This window comes from Stenotrophomonas sp. STEN023 (genome assembly GCF_056760135.1).
This window is the reverse complement of record NZ_JBRREF010000006.1, coordinates 35,744-56,267: the sequence shown is the minus strand read 5'-3', so window position 1 is coordinate 56,267 and position 20,524 is coordinate 35,744. Positions and strand designations below refer to the sequence as shown.

At 60.0% G+C, this 20,524-nt stretch carries 17 protein-coding genes; 16 read left to right on the top strand and 1 reads right to left on the bottom strand.

Translation table 11 applies throughout. From position 1 onward, the window contains the following. The first annotated feature begins 7 nt into the window (after window positions 1–7). The 3 genes from ACVOLV_RS02790 (at window position 8) to maiA (ending at window position 2,104) form a co-directional block, all read left to right on the top strand. Window positions 8–136 carry a hypothetical protein gene (locus ACVOLV_RS02790; RefSeq protein WP_481553034.1) on the top strand — a complete coding sequence of 43 codons (129 nt, stop codon included), beginning with the start codon at window positions 8–10 and terminating at the stop codon, window positions 134–136. Between the two features lie 228 nt (window positions 137–364). Next, entirely contained in the window at window positions 365–1,354 is a 990-nt protein-coding gene (locus ACVOLV_RS02785; protein ID WP_481553033.1) for a fumarylacetoacetate hydrolase family protein, read from the top strand. A gap of 93 nt (window positions 1,355–1,447) precedes the next feature. Beyond that, window positions 1,448–2,104, top strand: a complete 657-nt coding sequence (maiA, locus tag ACVOLV_RS02780) for a maleylacetoacetate isomerase (RefSeq protein ID WP_481553032.1) — start codon at window positions 1,448–1,450, stop codon at window positions 2,102–2,104. A gap of 327 nt (window positions 2,105–2,431) precedes the next feature. Here maiA and ACVOLV_RS02775 read toward each other — a convergent pair whose 3' ends face one another. Beyond that, a complete protein-coding gene (locus ACVOLV_RS02775; RefSeq protein ID WP_481553031.1) occupies window positions 2,432–3,562 on the bottom strand; it encodes a PilT/PilU family type 4a pilus ATPase in 1,131 nt (376 codons plus the stop codon). A gap of 97 nt (window positions 3,563–3,659) precedes the next feature. Here ACVOLV_RS02775 and ACVOLV_RS02770 point away from each other — a divergent pair, with 97 nt between their 5' ends. The 13 genes from ACVOLV_RS02770 (at window position 3,660) to ACVOLV_RS02710 (ending at window position 20,404) form a co-directional block, all read left to right on the top strand. Next, complete coding sequence (locus ACVOLV_RS02770; protein ID WP_303748791.1) at window positions 3,660–4,046, top strand: DUF4398 domain-containing protein; 387 nt, start codon at window positions 3,660–3,662, stop codon at window positions 4,044–4,046. Beyond that, window positions 4,046–4,927: an OmpA family protein gene (locus ACVOLV_RS02765; protein WP_481553030.1), complete on the top strand. Its 882-nt coding sequence runs from the start codon at window positions 4,046–4,048 to the stop codon at window positions 4,925–4,927. The genes ACVOLV_RS02770 and ACVOLV_RS02765 overlap by 1 nt, the downstream gene beginning before the upstream one ends. A 328-nt stretch (window positions 4,928–5,255) precedes the next feature. Further along, on the top strand, window positions 5,256–5,474 hold the full coding sequence (locus tag ACVOLV_RS02760) for an HP1242/YdcH family protein (RefSeq protein WP_282266820.1): 219 nt from the start codon (window positions 5,256–5,258) through the stop codon (window positions 5,472–5,474). Window positions 5,475–5,652: 178 nt separating this feature from the next. Further along, complete coding sequence (locus ACVOLV_RS02755; protein ID WP_481553029.1) at window positions 5,653–7,023, top strand: pyridoxal-phosphate dependent enzyme; 1,371 nt, start codon at window positions 5,653–5,655, stop codon at window positions 7,021–7,023. Window positions 7,024–7,115: 92 nt separating this feature from the next. After that, on the top strand, window positions 7,116–8,303 hold the full coding sequence (locus ACVOLV_RS02750) for a cystathionine gamma-synthase (RefSeq protein WP_481553028.1): 1,188 nt from the start codon (window positions 7,116–7,118) through the stop codon (window positions 8,301–8,303). Between the two features lie 20 nt (window positions 8,304–8,323). Then, window positions 8,324–9,724: a glycosyltransferase family 4 protein gene (locus tag ACVOLV_RS02745; RefSeq protein ID WP_481553027.1), complete on the top strand. Its 1,401-nt coding sequence runs from the start codon at window positions 8,324–8,326 to the stop codon at window positions 9,722–9,724. Further along, on the top strand, window positions 9,721–10,515 hold the full coding sequence (locus ACVOLV_RS02740) for an ABC transporter permease (protein WP_481553026.1): 795 nt from the start codon (window positions 9,721–9,723) through the stop codon (window positions 10,513–10,515). Before ACVOLV_RS02745 ends, ACVOLV_RS02740 begins: the two co-directional genes overlap by 4 nt. Continuing rightward, the gene (locus ACVOLV_RS02735; RefSeq protein WP_481553025.1) at window positions 10,512–11,777 is read left to right on the top strand and encodes an ABC transporter ATP-binding protein; all 1,266 of its coding nucleotides are present in this window, start codon (window positions 10,512–10,514) and stop codon (window positions 11,775–11,777) included. The genes ACVOLV_RS02740 and ACVOLV_RS02735 overlap by 4 nt, the downstream gene beginning before the upstream one ends. After that, window positions 11,774–13,246 (top strand): FkbM family methyltransferase, encoded by a 1,473-nt coding sequence (locus ACVOLV_RS02730; RefSeq protein WP_481553024.1) that lies wholly within the window; start codon window positions 11,774–11,776, stop codon window positions 13,244–13,246. Before ACVOLV_RS02735 ends, ACVOLV_RS02730 begins: the two co-directional genes overlap by 4 nt. Continuing rightward, window positions 13,247–16,141 (top strand): glycosyltransferase, encoded by a 2,895-nt coding sequence (locus tag ACVOLV_RS02725; RefSeq protein WP_481553023.1) that lies wholly within the window; start codon window positions 13,247–13,249, stop codon window positions 16,139–16,141. Window positions 16,142–16,414: 273 nt separating this feature from the next. Next, window positions 16,415–17,449 carry a GDP-mannose 4,6-dehydratase gene (gmd, locus tag ACVOLV_RS02720; RefSeq protein WP_481553022.1) on the top strand — a complete coding sequence of 345 codons (1,035 nt, stop codon included), beginning with the start codon at window positions 16,415–16,417 and terminating at the stop codon, window positions 17,447–17,449. Next, window positions 17,427–18,338: a GDP-mannose 4,6-dehydratase gene (locus ACVOLV_RS02715; protein ID WP_481553021.1), complete on the top strand. Its 912-nt coding sequence runs from the start codon at window positions 17,427–17,429 to the stop codon at window positions 18,336–18,338. Before gmd ends, ACVOLV_RS02715 begins: the two co-directional genes overlap by 23 nt. Further along, window positions 18,335–20,404: a hypothetical protein gene (locus ACVOLV_RS02710; RefSeq protein ID WP_481553020.1), complete on the top strand. Its 2,070-nt coding sequence runs from the start codon at window positions 18,335–18,337 to the stop codon at window positions 20,402–20,404. The genes ACVOLV_RS02715 and ACVOLV_RS02710 overlap by 4 nt, the downstream gene beginning before the upstream one ends. The last annotated feature ends 120 nt before the right edge of the window (window positions 20,405–20,524 follow it).

The following is a 20,524-nucleotide window of genomic DNA, read 5'->3' as shown; positions in this document are numbered from 1 at the left end:
CCGAAACATGAATAACGCGCGCCCGCAGGGGCTTGCGTTGCTGATCATTGAAGACCAGCTGATCTCGGAGCGTTCCCGTAAACCGCGCTGCAAGATCTGGATGCAACCAACGCGGTGCGTTGGCTGGAATGCGTGACGATAGGCGTCGGAGTGGGGGCGGGCGGGCGGATGGGCCAGATGGCCGCTGATCCTGCACCGCCGGCGATCCCTGAGGGAAACGGACGGCCGCTGGCAGACCGCGCTAGTCTAAGGGATTGTTTCGGCTGGCACAAAAACGCCCGTTCAGCATTCGGCTGGTGAGGCTGGTGGTAGCTGGCTTATTCATTACAATTGAAACTTATTTCTCCGCAGACTGGACACTCCCATGAAGCTTGGTTCCCTGAAGGAAGGCGGCCGCGACGGCACCCTGATCGTGGTTTCGCGTGACCTGACCCGTGCAGTGCGGGCCGCTGGCATTGCCGCCACCCTGCAGCAGGCGTTGGAAGACTGGTCAAATCTGGCGCCCCGCCTGAACGCGCTGTCCGAGCAGCTCAATGCCGGTGCCGTGGAAGGTGAGTTCGGCGTGGACATGCAGGCGCTGGCCGCGCCGCTGCCGCGTGCCTATGAATTCGTCGACGGCAGCGCCTACCTGCCGCACGTGGCGCGGGTGCGCAAGGCGCGCGGTGCCGAAGTGCCGGAAAGCTTCTACACCGATCCGCTGATGTACCAGGCCACCAGCGCCGGCTTTTACGGCCCGCGCGACTCAGTGAAGGTGATCAGCGAGGACTACGGCATCGATCTGGAAGCCGAAATCGTGGTCATCACCGATGACGTGCCGATGGCGGTGACGCCGGGGCAGGCTGCCGGCCACATTCAACTGGTCGGCCTGGTCAATGACGTCAGCCTGCGCAACCTGATCCCGGGCGAACTGGCCAAGGGCTTCGGCTTCCTGCAGTCCAAGCCACGCTCGGCGCTGAGCCCGGTGTTCGTGACCCCGGACGAGCTGGGCGCTGCCTGGCAGGACAGCAAGCTGCACCTGCCGCTGGTCACTCATATCAACGGAAAGTGGTTCGGTGCGCCGGAAGCCGGCGTGGACATGCAGTTCAACTTTGCCCAGCTGGTGGCGCACGCGGCCAAGACCCGGCCGCTCTCGGCTGGCGCGATTGTCGGCTCGGGCACCATCGCCAACGAAGACACCGCATTGGGCGCGTCCTGCTTCGCCGAGCAGCGCACCGTCGAAACCCTGCGTGACGGCAAGCCGTCGACGCCGTTCATGAGTTTTGGTGATGTGGTTCGCATTGAGATGCTGGACCGTGACGGCGCCAGCATTTTTGGTGCGATCGAACAGCAGATCGAGCAGGCATCCCGTCCCTGAGAAGGCCGACAATACGTTTGCAGTGCGTTGGTGGTGAAGGTGTCCTCACCACCGACGGGTATTGTTGTGTGGCATTGGAAGGGGGGGGCTGACATGGAAGCAGGGCTGACGCTCTACAGTTACTGGCGCTCGAGTGCCGCATACCGCGTGCGTATTGGCCTGAACCTGAAAGGCCTGGCGTATGCCGTCGTTCCGGTTCATCTGGTGCGCGATGGTGGGCAGCAGCACGCAGCGGATTACGCCGCGCTCAATCCGCAGGAGCTGGTGCCGACGCTGCGTCATGGTGAGCGTGTACTGACGCAGTCGCTGGCCATTCTTGAATACCTGGAAGAGGTCTTTCCCGAGGCCGCACTGTTGCCGGACGATGCCGGTGGCCGCGCCCGCGTGCGCGCGCTGGCCCAGCAGGTGGCCTGTGACCTCCATCCGTTGAACAACCTGCGGGTGATGCAGTTCTTCGACCGCGAGTGGAACGTGCCGCAGCCCGAGCGTGATGAGTGGACGCTGCACTGGATGCGGGTTGGCTTCGCCTCGCTGGAGGCGATGCTGGCAGGTTCGTTCGACACCGGTCGTTATTGCCACGGTGCCGAGCCGGGGTTGGCGGATTGCTGCCTGGTGCCGCAGCTGTACAACGCACGCCGTTTCCACCTCGATCTGACGCCGTATCCGACCTTGCGCCGGATCGAGGAAGCCTGCCTGGCGCTGCCGGCATTCGATGCGGCCCGTCCGGAAAACCAGATCGACGCGGTCTAGGCAGGCCCGGGGGTTTGTAGGAGCGGCGTAAGCCGCGAAGCCGACAATCCCACCGAAACAGCGGATCAACATGTTCCGGACGAAGGCTGGGCGCGGCTTTGCCGTTGGCCAATCGGCTTGCGCCGGTTCTGCAGCATGGTCGGTAATGCCCATTGCCGAGCATGGCTCGGCACTACAGTCCCCCTGTTTTTCGCACAGCGAAGGTGAGGGTCGGGGATATCTGCTGACCGATGCAGCTGTGGTTTCGCGGCTTACGCCGCTCCTACAAAAGCTTGGTTCAACAAAAAGCCCCGCAATGCGGGGCCTTTTGTTGTACGAACCGCCAGCTCAGAAGCCGTGCGTGATCGCCGCAGGCGCCGATACCGCGAAGTCCGCATACGGGTCATGCTCGCCGCTGCCTCCTTCGGACAGGCGGAACTTCAAGGCCAGGCCGTCGCGCGAGTCGGCGGCGCGCAGCGCTTCCTCCTGCTCGATGATGCCTTCCTTGGCCATCCGGAACAGGCATTGGTCGAAGCTCTGCATGCCTTCTTCCAGCGACTCTTCCATTGCCTGCTTGATTGCGTGCACTTCACCGCGGCGCAGCAGGTCGCGGATCATCGGCGTGTTGAGCAGCACCTCGGTTGCCGGGCGGCGACGGCCATCCTTGCCCTTGACCAGGCGCTGCGAGATCACCCCGCGCAGGTTCAAGGACAGGTTCATCAGCACGTTCTTGTGCGCGCTTTCCGGGAAGAAGTTGAGGATGCGCTCGATCGCCTGGTCTGCATTGTTGGAGTGCAGCGTGGCCAGGCACAGGTGGCCGGTTTCGGCGAAGGCAATGGCCGCTTCCATGGTTTCGGCGTCCAGGATCTCACCGATCAGGATCACGTCCGGTGCTTCACGCATCGCGTTCTTCAGCGCGTTGTGGAAGGCATGCGTATCCAGGCCTACTTCGCGCTGGTTGACGATGGACTGCTTGTGCTTGTGCAGGAACTCGATCGGGTCCTCGATGGTGAGGATGTGCCCGGTCGAGGTGCTGTTGCGGTGGTCGATCATCGACGCCAGCGAGGTCGACTTGCCCGAGCCGGTCGAGCCAACCACCAGTACCAGCCCGCGCGGGGTCATGATCACGTCCTTCAGCACCTGCGGGAGGTTGAGCTCCTCGATGCTGGGGATGCGGCTCTTGATCGCACGGATGACCATGCCGACTTCGCCGCGCTGCTTGAACACGTTGACGCGGAAGCGCCCGGCGTCGGCCAGGGCGATGGCCATGTTGAGCTCTAGGTCGCGCTCGAACTGCGGCACCTGGCCCTCGTCCATCAGCGAATAGGCGATTTTCTTGACCATGCCCGGCGGCAGGCCGGTATTGCCCAGCGGGTACAGCTTGCCTTCAATCTTGATGTAAACCGGCGCTCCGGTGGTCAAAAACATGTCCGAAGCGTTCTTTTCGGTCATCAGCTTCAAGAAATAGCCGATATCCATGCGAAATTTTCCCCAACAAACGGCGGCGTGCCGTTGCAAGCACGCCTCTGGCTTGACCACAATGGCCGCGCTCAGTCACCCAAGCCACGGCTCCCCAATGAAATCTAGCTTCGCACAATTAAGACGATTCCTGTGTGCTACCGCCTGCACATTCGTGCTATGCGGCAGTGCGTTGGCGCAGGATCCGGGTGCAATGGAATTGCTTACCGCACAACAGGCAGTGGAAAAGGCCGACCGCGCCGACGCCGATCAGTACGCGCCGGACACCATGGCCATGGCCCGCCAGCAGTTGGGCCAGGCCCAGCAGGCAGCCACCGATCGCCGTCTGCGCAAGCAGGTGCCGGTACTGGCACTGCGCGCCGCCGCCGATGCGGATCTGGCGCGTGCGCAGAGCGAGGAAGCCGTCGCACAGGCCCAGCTGGCCCAGCGCAAGGCCGAGGTTGCACAGCTGCAACGCCAGTTGGCGACAGGGGAGGGACGCTGATGCGGATCAGGAATCTGATGGTTGCAAGCCTGCTGGCCATGCCCTTGCTGGCGGTGGCGGCGGAAGATCCGGCAGTTGGTGCGCTCAGCCACCGGCTGATGCTGCTGCAGGCCGATATGGCCACGGCCGATGTGGCCTCGTTTGAGAAGCTGCAGGCGCAGCAGGCGATTGCGACCCTGGCCAAGGCCAAGCGCAAGGAGCTGGACGACGCCCGTTATCTGGCAGAACGTCGCGTCGCCATCGCCGAGGCGGCCAGCCGTGCGGCGCTGGCACGGCGTGAGGCGGGTGAGCTGGAACGCACCCGCAGTGAACTGCTGATCGAGGCCAGCCGCCGCGACGCGGCCCGGGCCCGTCAGGAAGCCGAGCAGTTGCGGGTACAGACCCAGATCCAGGCCGAGGAGGCCGAGCGCCTGCGTCTGGCTGCCGAGGCTGAGACTTTGGCCCGCCAGGATGCGGAAACCGCGCTCACCAGCGTGGCCGGCCGCCAGCAGGCGCGTTTGAGCACGGCCCAGCAGAATGCGGCGAAGCTGGCCCGCGAAGAAGCCGAGCTGGTGTCCGGGCAGAAGTTGCCGGCGTCCAGGTTCGATGGCCGAGGGGAGGTCTACACCTTCACTGGCGATGCCTTTGCGGCTGGCCAGGCGGCGCTTTCCGGCGCGGCCGGCAACCAGGCCAAGGCGCTGGCCGAGTACCTGAACATCGGCAAGAAGGGTCGGGTCACCATCGAAGCCTACGACAGCGCCAACGGCGTCGGTCAGCGGCGCGCGCAGGCGCTCAAGGATGCCTTGGTGGCGGCCGGTGTCGCGGCCAACCGGATCCAGGTGACGGGCAAGAAAGCAGCCTCCACCCGGGCCCGTTCAGCGGAAGTTATTATCGCGCCGTGACAAACCTAAATGGCTGAACTTGTTAGGTTTTTGTCATTCGCGTGAGACTGAATGCGGAACGGTTTGAATATTCAGTAAACGTTTCCGTATAGCCCTTGCCGGAACCTTTTTGCAGGCGTAGGGTCAATTGTCCGGGCGGCAATTTCGTCGTCCGGACAACGGAGGGCCGAGCCGGTGCAAGCGTGGCGCGAACCAGTAACCGATAGCTCCTGGCAGGTTGGCCGGAGGGCGGTTGGTGGTGCCACGTTGAGCGGCTTGGCTTTCCAATCCAGCAACGCCCCGTGCCGCCAGGCCGGGGCGTTCTTGTTTCTGCATGAAGGAGGTAGTCATGTTCGAAGGGCAGCCGCAGAGTGAAATCGACGCATTGGCCAAGGCCAACCCGGAGTTCAAGCAGCTCTACCAACAGCATAAGAAGCTGAACAAGAAATGCATGGACGCGGAGCTGGGTGTGCTCCCGATTGATGGGGCAACCCTGGGACAGATGAAACGGGAAAAACTGCTGGCCAAGCAGAAGCTCCTGCGGATTTACGAAAACAGCATCAACTGAACCTTCCCCGCGCTAGACCGTTTATGTCGCGGACGGTGGCGGCCTCCTCGTCGGCCGTCATTGTCCGCGTCACTTGGCAGCACGGTAGTTGCGTCTGAACGTGATTACCTGACTTTCGGGCACAACCATCGGATAATCATCGGTCCGGCCGCAGAGCGGCGCGATCTGAAGTAAACCGATGCCCATCCATTCCTCCATCCTCGAACTCATCGGCAATACGCCCATCATCAAGGCCCAGCGCCTGGATGCCGGCGTGTGCGAGCTGTACCTCAAGATGGAGAGCGCAAACCCGGGTGGGTCGATCAAGGACCGCATCGGCCTGTCGATGATCGAGGCGGCCGAGAAGCGCGGTGATCTCAAGCCCGGCGCGACGCTGGTGGAAGGCACCGCCGGCAATACCGGCCTGGGCCTGGCACTGGTGGCGCAGCAGAAGGGCTACAAGCTGATCCTCGTGGTGCCGGACAAGATGAGCCGGGAGAAGATCTTCAACCTGAAGGCCATGGGCGCCGAAGTGGTGCTGACCCGTTCGGACGTGGCCAAGGGTCACCCCGAGTACTACCAGGACCTGGCCAAGACCGTTGCCGACCGCACCCCGGGCGCCTACTTCATCAACCAGTTCGGCAATCCCGACAACCCGGCCGCGCACGAGTTCGGCACCGGTCCGGAGATCATCGAGCAGATGGGCGGCGATCTGGACGCCATCGTGTTCGGCTGCGGCAGCTCCGGCACCATGACCGGCCTGTCGCGCGCCTTCGCCAAGCTTTCGCCCAAGACCGAGCTGGTGCTGGCTGACCCGGTCGGCTCGATCCTGGCCGAGTACATCAACGAGGGCACGCTGAACGAGAAGTCGGGCAGTTGGCTGGTGGAAGGCATCGGCGAGGACTTCCTGCCGGACATCTCCGATTTCAGTCGGGTCAAGAAGGCGTATGCGATCACCGATGCCGAGAGCTTCCATACCGCGCGCGAGCTGCTGGGCAAGGAAGGCATCCTCGGCGGCTCCTCGACCGGCACTCTGCTGGCCGCCGCGCTGAAGTACTGCCGCGAGCAGACCACGCCGAAAAAGGTGCTGGTGCTGGTGCCGGATACCGGCAACAAGTACCTGTCCAAGATGTACAACGATTACTGGATGCTGGACAACGGCTTCCTCGAGCGCCCGCAGTTCGGCGACCTGCGCGACCTGATCCTGCGCCCGTACAGCCAGCGCGACACCGTGGTGGTGGGCCCGAAGGACCTGCTGACCACCGCCTACCAGCGCATGAAGCTGTACGACGTGTCGCAGCTGCCGGTGATGGAAGGCAGCCAGCTGGTCGGCATCATCGATGAAAGCGACGTGCTGCTGCATGTGTATGGCGATGAAGCCCGTTTCCGCGATCCGGTGTCGGTGGCCATGGTCAGCAAGCTGGACAGCCTGGACGTGAAGTCGCCGATCGAGGCATTGCTGCCGGTGTTCGACCGCGGCCAGGTGGCGATCATCACCGATGGTGATGCATTCCTCGGTTTGATCACCCGCATCGACTTGTTGAACTACCTGCGTCGCCGCGTTCAGTAAGCGCGGCATGGCCGGCAGCACCTGGGGGGAGGTGCTGCCATGGCCAGTTCAGGCCACACTGATAGACTTTTCTCTTTTAGCTGGAAGCCCTTATGACGGATCAGCATTCACGCAGCCAGGGCGGCGAGCGCGCCTTGTCGCTTGCCACTTTGGCCATCCACGGCGGGCAGTCGCCTGACCCCAGCACCGGCGCAGTAATGCCGCCGATCTACGCGACCTCGACCTATGCCCAGTCCAGCCCGGGCGAGCATCAGGGTTTTGAGTACTCGCGTACCCACAACCCGACACGCTTCGCCTACGAACGTTGCGTGGCCTCGCTGGAAGGCGGTACCCGTGGTTTCGCCTTCGCCTCTGGCATGGCCGCCAGCTCCACCGTCATCGAGCTGCTGGATGCCGGCAGCCACGTGGTGGCGATGGACGACATCTACGGCGGCAGCTTCCGCCTGTTCGAACGCGTGCGTCGCCGCACCGCCGCACTGGATTTCAGCTTCGTCGACCTGACCGACCCGGCCGCGTTTGAAGCCGCGATCACGCCGAAGACCAAGATGGTGTGGATCGAGACCCCGACCAACCCGATGCTGAAGATCGTGGACATCGCCGCGGTGGCCGCCATTGCCAAGCGTCACGGCCTGATCGTGGTGGTGGACAACACCTTCGCCTCGCCGATGCTGCAGCGTCCGCTGGAGCTGGGTGCGGACTTGGTGCTGCATTCGGCCACCAAATACCTCAACGGCCATTCCGACATGGTCGGTGGCATGGTGGTGGTCGGTGACAACGCCGAACTTGCCGAGCAGATGGCCTTCCTGCAGAACTCCATCGGTGGCGTGCAGGGCCCGTTCGACAGCTTCCTCGCCCTGCGTGGCCTGAAGACCCTGCCGCTGCGCATGAAGGCGCATTGCGCCAACGCTATGGACCTGGCCAAGTGGCTGGAATCCCATCCGGCGGTGGAGAAGGTGATCTACCCGGGCCTGGCCTCGCACCCGCAGCACGAACTGGCGGGCAAGCAGATGGCCGGCTACGGCGGCATCGTCTCGATCGTGCTGAAGGGTGGCTTCGAAGCCGCCAAGCGCTTCTGCGAGAAGACCGAACTGTTCACCCTGGCCGAGTCGCTCGGCGGCGTGGAAAGCCTGGTCAATCACCCGGCAGTGATGACGCACGCCTCGATTCCCGTGGTTCGCCGCGAGCAGCTGGGCATCAGTGATGCGCTGGTGCGGTTGAGCGTGGGCGTGGAGGATGTTGAGGATCTGCGGATGGATCTGGATAGGGCGTTGGTGGGCTGACCACCGTCTTTGTACCCACCATGACGACCTCTTCCGAATCAGGACATCTCACTGCAAAGGTGCGTGCATTGGCGTGGCTGCGCAGTCAGAAATGGCTGCGTATTTCCTATCGCGCGCTGCCGGGGCCGTTTCGCGAGGGTGTGTTGCGCTTGCTGACGCGACGGTTGCAGGCGCGGACGCGCTTCGAGCGCACCTCTGCGTGGCTCTCTTGGCAGTCGCGCAAGTCCACTTCCCCGATGGTGAAGGCAACGGTGGCCAATGCGGAGCTTCCGGGCGTCAATATCATTGGCTATATCAATGGTCAGTTCGGCCTTGCCGAAGCCGCGCGTAGTTATGCCCGTGCCTTGATTGCCAATGGCGTGCCGATCGCATTGCGGAATGTCGACCTGGGTTTGCCCAATGCGCGGGATGAGCATGAGCTTGATTCGTATATTGACAATGATATGCCGCATAGGGTTTGCATCGTCTTCGTCAATCCGGATTATCTAGATCAGGCGCTGGCCGAGATAGGCAGCGCTCGGCTGCAAGGGCGTTACCTGATCGCATGCTGGTTCTGGGAGCTGGAGAGCATCCCCACGGCTTGGTTGCCGGCATTGGATTTGGTTGACGAGGTGCTTGTAGCTACCTCTTTCGTGGAGCAGGCGCTACGCCGTGTCACCAACAAGCCAGTGCTGAAGGTGCCAATGCCGCTGGGGCCGAGCATGGACAGTGGTTTGACGCGAACGGATTTTGGTTTGCCGGATGATGCGTTCGTTTTTCTGGTTACTTTTGATTTCAGCTCTCGCATGGAGCGTAAAAATCCTGAGGCGGCAATACGCTCGTTTCTCGAGGCATTCCCGCGTGACCGGGCAGATGTGCGCTTGCTGGTGAAGAGCAGCAATGGCTATCGTTTCCCGCATTGGTTGCAGCATCTGCTGCAACTGGTAGATGGCGATGATCGTATCCTCATTCGCGATGAGGTGATCGAACGCGAACATCTCAGCGCCTTGCATCGTTGCTGTGATGCTTACGTGTCACTGCATCGCGCCGAAGGCTTCGGCATGGGATTGGCGGAGTGTATGGCTTTGGGTAAGCCGGTGATCGCGACTGCCTGGTCCGGCAACATGGAATTCATGGATGCCGAGTCGGTTGCACTCGTTGATTACACCTTGGTGCCCTTGACGGAAGGTGAGTATCCGGGGGGGGAGGGGCAGCGCTGGGCCGATGCGGACATTGTTCAGGCGGCCAGCTGGATGCGCAGATTGGTCGATGAGCCCGCCGTAGCTGCGGAGCTCGGGCGCAAGGCCAAGCACAAGGTCGAAACTACATTGTCGGGGCAGGCAGCTGCAGCGGGCATCCTTGAGAGGTTGGCGCAGATCCAGGACGGGGCTGCGCAGAGCCGCAATCGTCACATTGATATTGAAGTGCGAGGAACGCAATGAGCGGCATAATCCGGTCCATATGGGCCTATCGATACTTCATCCTCTCCTCGATCAAGAACGAGTTGAGGGTGCGTTTCATCAGAAGCAAGCTGGGTGCTCTATGGATGATCATCCATCCGCTGATGCAGGTTCTGATTTTTGCCACGATCCTGTCCGAAGTACTGTCGGCGAAACTGCCGGGCATTGATAACAAGTACGGCTACGCCTTGTATCTGATGGCCGGAACGTTGTGCTGGAGCCTGTTTGCTGAGACGGTGGGAAAGTGCGTTACGTTGTTTGTTGACAGTGGGAACCTGATGAAAAAAATGGCGTTTCCAAGGATATGCCTGCCTTTCATCACTGCCGGCACAATGCTGGTCAACAACGTATTGCTGTTGGTTGCCATCTTGGCGGTGTTTGCAGTATTGGGGCACTACCCAGGTATTCACGTGCTGTGGTTGCCCGCGCTGATGTTGGTCACCTTGTGCTTCGCCATGTCCATTGGCTTGATCCTGGGTGTATTGAACGTGTTCATGCGCGATATCGGGCAGGTGGTGCCGGTTGTACTGCAGGCGATGTTCTGGCTTACCCCGATTGTCTACAACATTCGCATCTTGCCTGAGGCGGTGCAGGACATATTTAAGCTGAATCCGCTATATCCATTGGTCAGCAGCTACCAAAATGTGCTGCTCTATGAACAGCCCCCGCTCTGGGGTGACATGGTCTGGTTGCTCGTTGCGACTGTTATTCTGACTTTTGTTTCGCTGGTCGTGTTTCGTCGCGCCAGCCCGGAAATGGTGGATGCACTGTGAGCGGCGAACTTACACTGAGTGGTGTGGGCAAGGCCTACCGAAACTGGGGCAGCGAGTGGAAGCGGGTGGCATCCTGGTTTGGTTTGCCGGCTCGTCCCAAGGAGGAAAACTGGGTTCTGCAGGACATCAATCTGCACGTTGGCCCGGGTGAGACGATAGGCCTGATTGGTCAGAATGGAGCGGGCAAGAGTACCCTGCTAAAAATCGTGACCGGAACCGTTCGCCCTACCGTGGGCAGTGCCGGTCGCAGCGGAAGCATTGCAGCGATTCTTGAACTCGGCATGGGGTTCAATCCGGAGCTGACTGGCCGCCAGAATGTGGTGCACGCTGCCGGTCTGATGGGGCATGAGCTGGCGAAGATCCTTGCTGCGATGCCCGACATCGAAGCATTTGCCGAGATCGGGGAGTATTTTGATCAGCCTGTGCGGACCTATTCCAGTGGCATGCAGATGCGTGTGGCATTCAGTGTTGCGACCGCATTCAAGCCGGATATTCTGATCGTGGATGAAGCGCTGTCAGTAGGTGACTCGTATTTTCAGCATAAGAGTTTCGACCGCATTCGTGCATTCCGCGAGCAGGGGACGTCGATCCTGTTTGTATCGCACGGCATGTCCGAGATAAAGACCTTGTGCGATCGAGTGATTCTGCTGGATGCAGGACGTGTGTTGAAGGACGGCTCGCCTGATGAGGTTGTGGACTACTACAACGCCTTGGTCGCAAAGAAGGAGAACCAGGCGCTCAGTATCGAACAGCATCGCGAAGATGATGGATGGCTGCTGACGCGTAGCGGGACCCGCGAAGTGACCTGTGATTCGCTGGCGTTGCTTGATGCAGACGGCAATCCTGTCAAGGTTGCTACCGTGGGCCAGAAAGTGGAGCTCAGACTCACCGCTGGAGTTCATGCTGCTGTGGATCGCCTGGTTCTGGGCTACATGATCCGCGACAAGTATGGGCATGTGGTCTGGGGTACCAATACCTGGCACACAGGGCAGGTCGAATACAAGCTTGAAGCAGGGGAGACGGTGGTGTTTTCGTTGCCTTTCAGCTGCACACTGGGCCCGGGATCATATTCGGTGTCGCCTGCGCTGGTCAGTGGCGACAATCACCTGGAAAACAACTACGAGTGGGTCGACAACCTGTTGGTGTTTGACGTGATCAATGTAGATCGTGATGTTTTCATCGGTACCAATTGGTTGGATGCTGCCTTCGGAATCGAACGCAGCGCTGCCGCAGCGGCCGGCAGTGCGGGAGGTGCAGCGTGAGTGAAGGAATTGTCTCGTATGCACAGAATTTCGAAGACGTCATCTTGTGGCGTGCGTTGGCCCATGTGGGTCAAGGAAACTACGTCGACGTCGGTGCACAGAGCGCCTATGAGGATTCGGTAAGCCGGGCCTTCCATGAGAATGGCTGGAAAGGGGTTCATGTCGAGCCCATGCCGGTTTACGCCGCGCAGCTTCGCAAGGAGCGCCCCGGCGATGTGATCGTTCAGGCGATGGTAGGGGCTGAACAAGGTTTGGGCTCGCTGTTCGCAATGTCAGGGACGGGCTTGAGTACTTCGCGAGAGGACCTGGCGGAGGGATACGAGCGAGCGGGGCGGGAGGTCAGCCGCGAGGTTGTGCCAGTGGTAACGCTTGATCATGTTCTGGATCTGGTTTCTGGCCCGATTCATTGGCTCAAGATCGATGTCGAGGGCGCTGAGCGCCAGGTCCTGGAGGGCTGGCATGGAGCTGTCCGGCCATGGGTGCTGGTGATTGAGAGCACCCGTCCCATGAGCCAGGAGCAGAATCATGAGGAGTGGGAGGAACTGGTCACAGGCAAGGGCTACCGGTTTGTCTATTTCGATGGGCTCAATCGTTTCTATGTGAGCGACGCACATGAAAAACTCGTTGATGCGTTTCGTGCGGGGCCCAACGTTTTTGACCGTTTCAGTCTGGCTGGGACGGCAACCTCGACCTTTACCTCGACACTGAATCGGGACATCGCGGTGCTGCGTGGCGAGCTGGCGCGAGCCTTGAGTGATGTTTCCAGTTCGGAAGAAGCCAGGGCCCAGGTACAGCAGACTCTGCTCCAGCAAGGAGAGGTTCTTGAACAGCAGAAATTGCGTATGGGCCTCGAAGCCCGTGATCGCGAGAATGCCTTGCTGGACGCTCAAGCCGAGGCATTGAGTCGAGCCAGCAGCCTTCAAGAACAGTTGCTGGAAGCCCATCGGATGACGGCTGATGCAGTCGCCGCTGCAATTGGAGCGGTATCCGAGGAGCGGGATGCTGCCTTGGCTCGAGCAGCCCACCTGCATGCTGACCTGATGGTGATACACCGCAGTACCTCGTGGGTAGTCACAGCGCCCTTGCGTGTACTTGCGCGCTCGGCCAGAGCCATGTTGAAAGCTCCCGTGTACCTGGCTCGACGCCTGGCTGCCGCGTTCTCGCGTCTCGTGCAGCTCATCAAGCGCAAGATGCGCAGTGCACTGCAGCGTGCTGCTCGATCCGTTGTGCTCAGACGCATCGCTCGTCGAGCAATCAATGTGGTTCCTTCGTTGGATGGTCACCTGCGCCGACTGCATGGCGTAGTCACGCGTCCTGCTGCGATCGCGGCTTCCCACAATGTCCGGACCGACAGGGACTCTGATGCACTGCTGAGCATGCTTTCAGCTCCTTTGCCAGAGGGCATTTCCGTCCAAGCGAAGCAGAGCCTGTTGCGTCTGCGCCATTCCGTTGCAGGAGCCAGAAACTAAGTGCGTATCGTCATTGATCTCCAGGGTGCGCAGACCGGCAGTCGCTTCCGGGGCATCGGACGCTATTCGCTGTCATTGGCAACGGCGATGGCTCGCAATGCTGGTCGGCATGAGATTCGTGTGCTGCTCAATGGCAGCTTTGCAGATAGCATCGAGCCGATCATCAAGGCGTTCGAGGGCCTGCTGCCAGAAGATCATTTTCATGTCTGGCTACCGGTGCGTAGTGTTGGTTTGGCCGTTGATGATGGCGTTGATGAGCGATTGCGGGATGCTTTCCTGGCTTCGCTGAAGCCGGACATCGTGCATGTCTCCAGCCTCTTTGAAGGGCTGGGTGAACCTGCCATCACCAGTGTTGGTGTCGGCGAGTCGCGGCTGCGAACCGCGGTGACGTTGTTCGACCTGATTCCGTTGATCTATCAGAAGCGCTATCTGGGCAGTGAGACCATGGCGCGCTGGTATCACGAGAAAGTGGCGCACATGCGCAGGGCAGACCTGCTGCTCGGAATATCATCTTCAGCTGCGCAAGAGGCCGTCGATCATCTCGGCTTCGATTCCACAGATGTTGTCAACATATCGTCTGCCATCGATGGCGGATTCAAACGCCTGCATCCTGATCTCCTGGATGAACCAGGGTTGCGCGGCAAGTACGCCTTGCATCGTCCGTTTGTCATGTATACCGGTGGCATCGACTACCGAAAGAATATCGAAGGCTTGATTCGCGCATATGCGATGCTGCCGCCGCAGCTGCGTGCTGCCCACCAGTTGGCGATTGTGTGCTCTGTGCATGAGGAGCCCAGGCAACAATTGACTCGCCTGATGCGCGATTGCGGCCTCGATGAAGACGAAGTGGTGCTTACCGGCTTCGTGTCTGACGAGGATCTGGTGGGGCTCTACAATCTTGCCCGCCTGTTTGTGTTCCCGTCTTGGCATGAAGGCTTTGGCTTGCCCGCGCTTGAAGCGATGCAATGTGGTGCACCGGTAATCGGTGCGGGTACCTCCAGTCTCCCCGAGGTCATTGGGCTGGAAGAGGCGCTGTTCGATCCATACGACGATCACGCGATCATGGAGAAAATCGCACAGGGCTTGACGGATGAGGCGTTCCGCCAGCGTCTGCTCGCACACGCGCCGGTGCAGGCCTCAAAGTTCTCCTGGGATGCAAGTGCGATCAAGGCCATCGAGGCGATGGAGGTATGCTGTGCGAGGCCAACGGCACCCGCGCGGCCGCGATTGGCATATGTGTCGCCCTTGCCGCCAGAGCGCAGTGGTATCGCTGATTACAGCGCCCAGCTGATTCCAGAGTTGGCCAGGCACTATGAAATTGACGTCATCATTGCACAGCAGGACGTTGCGGGTGGCGCAGTCATCGGCGCGGCGCGGGTTCGTGATTTGGCGTGGTTTCAAGCCAATGGAGCCAGCTATGATCGAGTGATCTATCACTTCGGAAATTCAGCTTTTCATGTACACATGGTTGAGCTGCTCGAACGGGTGCCAGGGGTCGTTGTTCTGCACGACTTCTTCCTTAGTGGCCTGGCTGCCTATCGCGAGCTCGCAATGGGTATGCGGGGGACTTGGGCCGACGTTCTGTATCGGTCTCACGGCTATGAACCGCTGGTCAAGCTCGCTGCATATCAACACGAGGTGCTGGTTCGGGACTATCCCTGTAACTACCCGGTTCTTGCTGCCGCGTTGGGCTTGATTGTCCATTCGCCGGTATCCACGCGGATGGCTGACCATTTCTATCCCGGTGCAGATGCCGTTCGCTGGAAGCAGGTGCCACTGATGCGGGCGACAGCTCTGTTCACGGCTGCCGACCAGGCCGCAGCACGGACGTCATTGGATCTCCCTGCCGATGCATTCGTGGTGTGCAGCTTCGGTTTCATGGCGCCATCAAAACTCAACGCGCGCCTGCTCGATGCATGGCTGGCATCTCCCTTGGCACAGGATGAACGTTGCTATCTGGTTTTTGTCGGTGAGGGAGATCCCAACGAATATGGCGATGCAATCCGTCGCCGGATCCAGTCCAGTCCAGCGAGTGGGCGTATTCGAATTACCGGCTTTGCGAGTCCTGAGGATTTCCACGGGTATCTACTGGCCGGCGATATTGCTGTTCAATTGCGCTCGATGTCGCGCGGCGAAACCTCGGCAGCAGTATTGGATGCCTTGAATTATGGTTTGGCTACAGTAGTCAATGCCAATGGATCCATGGCTGATCTACCTGATGATGCCCTGATAAAACTGCCCGACGAGTTTGATGATGCCGCCTTGCGGGAAGCATTGATAAGTCTCCACGGGGATTCAGCGCGACGAGCGAAGCTGGCCGCTGCGGGCAAGGCACTGATGTTGGAGGTGCACAAGCCGCGTCAATGTGCCACCGACTACGCGCGGGCGATCGAAGAGTTCTATGCAGAGTCGCCTGGTTCGCAGCGTGGACTGTTGTCGGCGTTGGGCCGGCATTTGGCTGCTGGTGGGCGCCCCGTGGATGAAGGCGCATTGGGTCAGGCATTGGCGTGGGGCTTTACGGCCAAGCTGTCCGCGCGGCAGGCCTTTGTCGATATCGGGTCGCTTGTCATTGATGGGGCAAAGACGAATCTGTCCAGGCTACGTGAACTGCTGCTTGCGCCGCCATCTGGATGGCGAATTGAGCCGGTATCCGCCGACGGCGATGGGACATATCGATACGCGCGTCGTTTCACGCTCGAGCTGCTCGGGTGCCCGGCAGACATGCTGCCGGAAGAACCCGTCGATGCCCGGTCGGTCGATGTCCTGCTGCTTGGGCCTGGATCACCGGACGAAGATTCGCCGGCGCGTCGGCGCCTGCGCTGGTGTGGCGTTGTTGAGTCATCTCTCTCCGACTGGGCCGACCAGTTCACTTGCCTTGAGGAGGGGGCTGCTTGAGTATGTTGGCGAGCCGAATGTCATGCCAGGTAAATGGTGTTGGGGTGTTGGGCGCGCGTCATTCGTTGGGCAGGCCCATGCCCAGTCGTGAACAGGCGCGGCATGATTTCCGGTATTTACCACCAGATGGGAGTGATTTTGCGGCATCGGGCGTATCCCGGCGCGCGCCCCCATCAATGGCTTGACGAACAACGGAGCCAGTCGCGGCAGGTTCTGGTGCGCGGAGAATGGCTTCGATACCGAATTGATCATTTTTATTGAAGAAGAGAGACCATGAAGAAGGCAATCATCACTGGTATTACGGGTCAGGACGGTGCGTATCTGACTGAACTGCTGCTCGCCAAGGGCTACGAAGTCCACGGTACCTACCGTCGCACCAGTTCGGTCAACTTCTGGCGCCTGGAGGAAGTGGGCGTTGCCAAACACCCCAATCTGCATCTTGTCGAGTACGATTTGACCGATCTTGGCACCACCATTGCGATGGTGCAGAAGATCCAGCCGGATGAGATCTACAATCTGGCCGCGCAGAGCTTCGTCGGCGTCAGCTTCGAACAGCCCACGACCACCGCGCAGATCACTGGTGTCGGCGCGCTGCATCTGCTTGAGGCAATTCGTCTGATCAATCCGAAGATCCGCTTTTATCAGGCATCGACGTCGGAAATGTTCGGAAAAGTGCAGGCAATTCCGCAGATCGAAGAAACGCCGTTCTATCCGCGTAGCCCCTATGGTGTTGCCAAGCTTTATGCGCATTGGATCACGGTCAACTACCGTGAGAGCTATGACATCTTTGGTTCCAGCGGCATCTTGTTCAATCATGAAAGCCCGCTGCGTGGGCGTGAATTCGTAACGCGCAAAATCACCGATTCGGTGGCAAAGATCAAACTGGGTCAGCTGGACTGCCTGGAGCTGGGCAACCTGGATGCCAAACGTGACTGGGGCTTCGCCAAGGAGTACGTGGAAGGAATGTGGCGCATGCTGCAGGCCGATCAGCCGGACACTTTCGTTCTGGCTACCAACCGTACCGAAACCGTGCGTGACTTCGTGCAGATGGCGTTCAAGGGTGCAGGTATCGAAGTGGAGTTCCGCGGCAGCGACCAGGACGAAACTGCAATTGACACCGCCACCGGCAAGACGGTGATGCGTATCAATGCAAAGTTCCACCGCCCGGCAGAGGTCGATCTTTTGATCGGTAACCCAGAGAAGGCTGAGCGTATTCTTGGCTGGAAGCCGCAGACCACCTTGGAGCAGCTCTGCCAGATGATGGTGGAAGCTGATCTTAAGAGGAATGAGCGTGGCTTCTCTTTCTGACCTGGCCGGTAAGCGGGTACTGGTGACGGGAGCGTCCGGTTTTACCGGACGCTATGTCATCGAGCGGCTGCTCGCCGATGGATGCGAGGTGCTCAATCTCTCTGGTGGCACGGGCTCGCTCGCATCGGGTTCGGTGAACCTGCTGGATCGCGAGGGGTTGCGTCGACTCCTGCATGAATTGCAGCCTGAACTCGTGGTGCATCTGGCGGCGATCTCTTTTGTTGCCCATGGTGACGCTGACGAGATCTATCGCGTCAATATCGTGGGTACACGTAATTTGCTGGAAGCGCTGGCGGCACTTCCAACGCCGCCAGCGCACGTGCTGCTGGCGAGCAGTGCGAACGTTTACGGTAACGTCGGGGGAATACTCGATGAGTGTGCGCCCTACTCGCCACAGAACGACTACGCGGTTAGCAAGATGGCCATGGAAGCCATGGCTTCGCTATGGAAGGATCAGCTGCCGATCACCATTGTCAGGCCTTTCAACTACACCGGAGTCGGTCAATCAGAGCGATTCCTCATCCCGAAGATCGTGTCGCATTTCCAACGACGCGCTCCGGTGATCGAGCTCGGAAACATAGATGTCTCACGTGATTTCTATGACGTGCGTTGTGTCGCTGTACTGTACTCGCGATTGCTGGCTGTTCCAGCAAGTGGTGAGGTCTACAACATATGTTCGGGGGTCGAGTGGTCATTGCAGCGGGTGGTGGAGACGCTACGTGAACTGTCCGGGCACAACATCGAAGTGCGCGTGAATCCGGCATTCGTACGCGACAACGAGGTCAAGTCACTGCGTGGCACAAATGAAAAGGTATTGGCCAGGGTTGGTGCGATGCCTGCGTATGACTTCTCCACAACACTGGCCTGGATGTATGGAAATCCCTTGTGAGTAAATCCACTTCAGATGCGTTCCCCTCGGTCGGTAGCAAGCTGGGCGCGGGGCTGGCACGTATTTGCGCATATGTGGCCAGTGATCGAGGGCGAAATACCCTTGCTTCACTCTTGTTGGCGCTGAACCTGGTGCTGCTGGTGGTGTATCTGTTCACCGGCTACAAGGGGGCGTTTCACTCGGATTCTTCGGTCAGAAGCCTGCTGGCGCAAGAGATGCACGATACCGGCAGCTTCTTTCCGCCGGGCTGGAACTACGTAAACAAGGATTTGATGGTTGTCTTCCCGCAACTGGGGGTGTGGCTGTTGTTGTTCTTTACTGACAACAGCTATGCCGCATTTGCAGTTGTTGGAGCTGTCACTTCGCTACTGATTCTCGCATGCATCTGGTGGTTCTCTGGGCTGCTGGGCGGTAAGGTCTGGCAGCGATTGCTGGCGCTTGCGGCTCTTGCTGGCGGTATTTCAGCCAATATCGACGAGGACATTTTCGGACAGGCCGCCTACGGGGTCATGGTCATGTTGACCTGTCTGACTGCGATGCTGTCGTGGAGCGTTATAACCGCCGACGCACGGCGCCGGCCGGTTTGGCTGCTGGTCCTGGTTGTCGTGGTCGCCTTGCTTGCGTGGAGCAACCCGCAGCGGGCGTTGGCGACCTATGTCTTGCCGCTGTGCTGTGGCTTGCTGGCATACCTGTGGGGCAAGAACTGGGAGGGCAGGCTGCGGGCCTTGCTCCCGGTGCTGGGCGCGACGGCTATTGGATGCATCGTGGGGGTCATGCTCAGCACGTGGACGCTGCGGCATGTAAACAACAACGAGGGCGTGGGTGCAGCCAGATGGCTTGGTTTCGACGGGATGGTCGACAACGCCGCGCATACCCTCCAGGCATTGATGGCGCTGCTAGGGGGGATTCCAACGGCTGGTGGCAATGTCATCGGCGCAGTCGGTATCTACGCAGCGCTTCGAATGAGTGCGGCGTTGATTCTGCTGGTCTTGATGGGGTGGAAGATAGTTGAGCTTTGCCGAAGCAGCAGTGACCGGGCCCGATTTGCAGGTGGCTTGGTCGCAGGTGTGGCGGCCTGCTTCTTGTTCTTGCATGTCACCACCACCATCGCTGACATGACGGATCCGGTGGCTGTGGCGCGCTACCTCGCCCCAACGGTCGTGCTGTGTCTCGTGGTATTGCTCTGCTCACCGCTCAGAAAGCCGCCGGGTCTCGGGGCTGCGTTGGTGGTCGGGCTGGCGTTGTTGCTTGCAACGGGCAATCTGGTTCGGTTTAGTCCAGGGTCGTTCATCAATCCTGGTTGGATGAATCCCCAGCGCGACGCGCGGATTGATCAGTTGACGTCAATGGGGCTTCGGTATGGTTATGCTGGCTACTGGAACGCCGGGGTAACCACGGTGCTGACTGATGGCGCGGTAAAGACGCGTCAGATCAATATCTTCAATGGGCTGCCATTGCCCATGCGGCATCTGTCTTCTGACCGCTGGTATGAGCCCGAGGCGTGGCAGGGTGAGAGTTTTCTGCTGCTTGAAGATGTAGAAGTCGCAGCGATCAACTGGGGGGAGTTGACGCGATATGTGGGACAACCCGTTAGAGAGGCCCGTATTGGTTCGTTGCGAGTGTTCGTTTTTCCGCGGAACATTGCCGAGGATATTCCCGGCTGGAGCATGAAGCTGCGCAAGCCAGTTCAGATACTGGCGGCACCGGACGGCTCGAAGACAGTTGGGCAATGGACGGCAGCTGATGGCGCGTTGCGGGCCAAGCAGGGTCAAGCAGGTTTTCTGCAGTATGGGCCGTATATGGTGCTAGGGCGGGGGCGCTACACCGCTTCATTCGAGGTGTCTGGTTCTGCAGACCCTGCGCAGCAGGTGGTGGCGACGTTGGATGTCGTGGCAGAAGGCGGAAGCAGGACATTGGGTACGGTTGAGGTGAAGGGGGATGGGGTGGAACTGCACACCATCGAATTCAGCCTTGATGAGCCTGTGAAGAATCTGGAGCTGCGCGTGCTGACGAACGGTGCTGGCGAAGTCACCTACAAGGGAATAGTGCTGGCAGCGAAGAGCTGATCTGATCTGTGTCGTACTCATCACGAGGGATGAGTGCGACGCAGGGAAAGGTTTTTTGATGCCGTTTGCCAGATAGTGCTGGAGATGCAGCAACCGATCCTCTCCCGCACGGCATGTTCC